Genomic DNA, 4627 nt, shown 5'->3' with positions numbered 1-4627 from the left:
TGTTTATACAGTCAGCTTTTTAGCCATCCCGATCTTATGTTTAATTAGGTGGATTTACTTACCTAATTAAATCATGAATACCAGACTATTTCACCTCGTAGTCCCCAAGAAAATTCCTATATTTTTATTAAAAAACAAACACCCATTGCTCTCACGATCGCCCTCACGTAGTCTAATTTAGAAGCAACAGCAAAGCACATTACCTAAGCAATATTGAAATATTGACGATAGGATGACAACAACTCCGGGAGATACTGCGCTCAACTAGCAGTTGAGCTTATAAAAAAGATTCTGGCTCCAGCCACTTGCCAAAACCACGAATAAAAAAAAGTCCCCAAGCGCCCATTGAGGCGATCGCGGCAAAAAAAGTTAAAACTTTAAAATTTAAAATTATGATTTTATCAACAGCGATCGCGGACAACAAACCCAAGTCCCTCCGGCTGAAAGCCTTTATCCTCTAGTAAAAACCCAACTCTTAAACTTTTAATTTTTAATTTTTAATTTTTAATTTTTAATTACTCCTTGTGGCTTACCCCCTAGACATTTGAAATCTTTCCGGTAAAATCGAAACCAAAATTAAATAATCTAAATGAACCGACCAATTCAGGAGGATAGACCTATTACACGCGCTCTGAACACATCAAATCTCTCAACATCATCCGAAACCGACAGTGCCGTACTGCAAATTAGAGGTCGAGCTCCTCTGCACGGGCACGTCAAAATTAGCGGAGCCAAAAACTCAGCTCTAGTAGCGATGGCCGGTGCCTTGCTCTGTCCCGCAGATTGCCGTATCCGTAACGTTCCCTCTCTAGTTGACGTAGCTCGCATGAGCCAAATCCTATCCGCAGTGGGAGTAAAACTAGAGCGGCACGGCGATATTATGGACATCAACGCCAGCTATCTAGGAGAATACCAAGCCCCCTACGAGTTAGTCAGCCAACTCCGAGCTAGTTTCTTCATCATTGGCCCCCTATTGGCTCGTCTAGGGGTTGCCAGAGTTCCTTTGCCAGGTGGATGCGCGATCGGTGCCAGACCCGTAGAACTCCACGTCCGGGGCCTCCAAGCTCTCGGCGCAGAAGTCCATATCGAACATGGAATGGTTCACGCCTACGTCCCCGGAACCAACCGCCGCTTAAAAGGAGGAAAAATTTACCTCGACTACCCCAGTGTGGGAGCGACTGAGACCTTGATGATGGCGGCTACCCTCGCTGATGGGGAAACAATCATTGAAAATGCCGCTCAAGAACCAGAAGTCACGGATTTGGCTAATTTCTGCCGCGCGATGGGAGCCAAAATTCAAGGTGCTGGTAGCAATACCATCGTGATTTCAGGCGTACCCAGCCTGCATTCCGTAGACTATTCAATTATTCCCGATCGCATTGAGGCAGGGACATTTTTAGTCGCAGGGGCAATTACTCACTCGGAAATAAGTTTATCCCCAGTCATACCCGATCAGATGACTGCGGTAATTTCCAAATTGCAGACAATGGGAGCCAAGATTATTACCGAAGCACCTGACTGTCTGCGGATAATTCCTGGTGTCGCTCATCTAGCTACAGATATTGAAACTCTACCCTATCCAGGTTTTCCGACGGATATGCAGGCTCAGTTTATGGCTTTGCTGACTCTGAGCGAAGGGGATAGCATGATTAAAGAAACGGTGTTCGAGAACCGCTTGCGCCACGTAGCTGAGTTGAATCGCATGGGTGCTGATATTCGAGTTAAAGGCAATGTCGCCATTGTCAGAGGTGTGCCGATGTTATCGGGTGCTCCTGTAGTGGCTACTGATTTACGAGCTTCAGCAGCTTTAGTGCTCGCGGGTCTTGCCGCACAAGGCACAACTTCTATTCGCGGCTTGCAGCATCTCGATCGCGGCTACGAGCAGCTAGAGGTAAAATTGCAAAAACTCGGAGCTCAATTGCACCGCGTAGATGAGGGCGGAGAGGTACCCAGTGCTCCTGTCCCACCCAATCCTGTGCAATCGGGATTAAACTACTAAACTGTTAATTGTTAACGGTTAACACTTAACCGTTAACTGTTAACTGTCTTCGATCTTTAAATAGCAATATGGGTTTCTCACATACACCGCTAATCGGCTTGAAAGCAGACCAATTCCGGCATCCCCTGGATTTGGAAGCGACTAATGCTCTCAAGCAACTCCCTGGTTTGGATTTGATAGTGCGGCAACTCTTGGGGCCCCTTGGCGAGCAGTTTTTTCTGCTGGAGAATTTGGCTTCTGGGGTTTTAGTGGGGGAAAATCAGTTGCCCCATTTGCACCAATTGCTTTTGGATGCTTGCAAAACTCTGGATTTGGAACCCCCGCAGTTATACGTGCGCCAGAATCCAGTGCCTAATGCTTATACTTTTGCGATGCGGGGGAGACAGCCTTTTGTGGTTCTGCATACTTCTCTGATTGATTTGCTGACTCTGGAAGAAGTTCAGGCGGTGATTGCCCATGAATTGGGTCATCTGAAGTGCGAACATGGGGTTTACTTGACTTTGGCTAATTTGATCGTATTGGCAGCAGGTCAGGTTTCGCCAATCGGTGCTTTGATCGTGCAGGGGTTGCAGGCTCAGATTTTAGAGTGGTTGCGTTGTGCAGAATTTACGTGCGATCGCGCGGCTTTACTTGCTACTCAAGACCCAAAGGTAGTAGTATCACTATTGATGAAGTTGGCTGGAGGTTCGCCGAGTTTGGCTCCTTCCCTAAATGTGGATGCGTTTTTGGCTCAAGCTCGTGCCTACGACGACATCAGTAACACTCAGTTGGGGGATTTGCTCAAGCAAGCTCAGACGGCTAACTTGACCCATCCTGTGCCTGTTTTAAGGGCGCGAGAGATCGATCGCTGGGGCAGCACTCAAGATTATCAAGGTCTTGTGCAAAATCGATCTTCTGTGTATAATGAAAAAGTCAATCCCAAGGGCGGGTGGCGAAACTGGTAGACGCACCACACTCAAAATGTGGCACCGAAAGGTATGAGAGTTCGATTCTCTCCCCGCCCACTAAAAAATCTCAATCGGCAACCGCTTTGGGCGGTTAGGGGCTAGGGGCTAGGGGCTAGGGGCTAGGGAAAGAAGGGGAAGAGAATATAGGGACTACGATGCTCCGATGCTCTGTTGCTTAGGGAAGAAGGGGAAGAGAATAAAAGTAAGGAGTTCGGCGCGATCGCTCAGCCGAACGTTAGCGATCGATTAGAATTTCCTAATAGTCTTGGCAGTTGCTATATGTCTGGCTAGTAGGTTGGGTGGAGCGTAGCGTAACCTAACATCAAAGTTTAGTTAACAATTAACAGTTATAGTAACCGCTTTCGTAGGTGAAAACTTATGCCCAATTCACTCACTAGCAACTTTCAGAAAAGTTATCTTCGAGATTTAGCGGCAAAAATATACAATAAGCTTAAGTATCTGATTAAGGTTTATATCCTCTTAAAACCTTACGCTAGAGGAGTTATTCAACTCAGTATTGATAATGCCGATCGATATTTTGGTAAAGACAGAGATATCAAAATTCATAAATTAGTTAGCCATGAAGATATACCTATTCAACCAGCAAAATTTTTAGAAGGTGATTTTTTAGAAATCATTACTCCTTTTAAAAATGAAGTTGAATCAGTAATGATAGATGCCAGAAAAGAAGGCTTTTCTTTTGCCAACAATCACATTATCACTCCAAAGCTAAAGGTGATATATGAGAAAGATATTGAATTTGAACAACTGCCAATATATAGAGAGGAACTGCCCGTAAACTATCAAAAATTAGCCGGGACAATTGCCTACTTATCAAATACAATGCCTCAGAATTATGGGCATTGGTTTTTCTACACTTTGCCGATGCTAGAAATCTATTGGAAATATATCGATAAACAAGAAATTGATTATTACTATATAGGTGATTCCCTAGCAAATTTCCAAAGAGAAACCCTAGTTGCACTTGGCATAAAAGAAGAACAAGTAGTTACTTTTCCCTGTAAACCTGATAGGGCAATTACTTGTGTGATTGACAGAAAGATACAAAACAACGGTCATAAATACCCAACTATTTTTGGCTATAGATTTGCTAGAAGCCTATTTGTACCTGAAGAAAATTATTCAAGTAGTAAATATCCAAAACGTTTATATATAAAACGCGGCAAAGTAGACCATCGCGAGGTCATCAATGACAATGAAGTTGTAGAATACCTAGAAAGTATCGGCTTTGAATCATTGACAATGCAGGGCAGAACAATACAGGAGCAAGCTGAAATATATTACAATGCTGATGCGATCATTTCTGTCTGTGGTTCGGCTTTAACAAATTTAATGTTTATACGGGAAAATATCACAGTTATTGAAATTTTTCCTTTCGGTTATTTAGATGGCTTCTTTTATGCTCTAGCCAGTTATGCTCAGGCTAATTATTTTTATATAATTGGGGAAGAAATTCCTAATAATCCTACTGCACCACATTTCTCAAATCTAACTGTTAATATTAATAAGTTAAAACAAATCTGTAAATTAGCCGATTTGGTGTAAGTTTTTACGCATTTACTTAGTAGATTAATTTATCTACCTAATAAGTAGTCGGACATAATTAAACGTAGGGTGGGCGCTCGCCGCAAAAAACCTGTAACTTATAGAAGAAGATGGT

3 protein-coding genes and 1 tRNA gene are annotated in these 4627 nt (G+C 43.3%); all 4 read left to right on the top strand.

Features of this window, described 5'->3' with window-relative positions:
- Nucleotides 1-589 precede the first annotated feature (589 nt).
- The 4 genes from murA (at nt 590) to PN499_RS10120 (ending at nt 4512) form a co-directional block, all read left to right on the top strand.
- The gene (gene murA, locus PN499_RS10135; protein ID WP_272031717.1) at nt 590-1999 is read left to right on the top strand and encodes a UDP-N-acetylglucosamine 1-carboxyvinyltransferase; all 1410 of its coding nucleotides are present in this window, start codon (nt 590-592) and stop codon (nt 1997-1999) included.
- Nucleotides 2000-2067: 68 nt separating this feature from the next.
- Entirely contained in the window at nt 2068-2943 is an 876-nt protein-coding gene (locus PN499_RS10130; protein WP_007355035.1) for a M48 family metallopeptidase, read from the top strand.
- Nucleotides 2922-3003 (top strand) — tRNA-Leu (locus tag PN499_RS10125). The genes PN499_RS10130 and PN499_RS10125 overlap by 22 nt, the downstream gene beginning before the upstream one ends.
- Before the next feature lie 321 nt (nt 3004-3324).
- Nucleotides 3325-4512 (top strand): glycosyltransferase family 61 protein, encoded by a 1188-nt coding sequence (locus tag PN499_RS10120; RefSeq protein ID WP_272031716.1) that lies wholly within the window; start codon nt 3325-3327, stop codon nt 4510-4512.
- The last annotated feature ends 115 nt before the right edge of the window (nt 4513-4627 follow it).

The sequence above is a fragment of the Kamptonema animale CS-326 genome (genome assembly GCF_028330895.1).
GTDB classification, from domain to species: domain Bacteria; phylum Cyanobacteriota; class Cyanobacteriia; order Cyanobacteriales; family Microcoleaceae; genus Kamptonema; species Kamptonema formosum.
The sequence above is the reverse complement of the archived record's forward strand: the minus strand, read 5'-3'. Positions and strand labels throughout refer to the sequence as shown.

What these genes read in the sequence shown, in the direction of transcription:
- murA (WP_272031717.1), top strand. Translation starts at nt 590, where the DNA reads ATGAACCGACCAATTCAGGAGGATAGACCTATTACACGCGCTCTGAAC.
- PN499_RS10130 (WP_007355035.1), top strand. Translation starts at nt 2,068, where the DNA reads ATGGGTTTCTCACATACACCGCTAATCGGCTTGAAAGCAGACCAATTC.
- PN499_RS10120 (WP_272031716.1), top strand. Translation starts at nt 3,325, where the DNA reads ATGCCCAATTCACTCACTAGCAACTTTCAGAAAAGTTATCTTCGAGAT.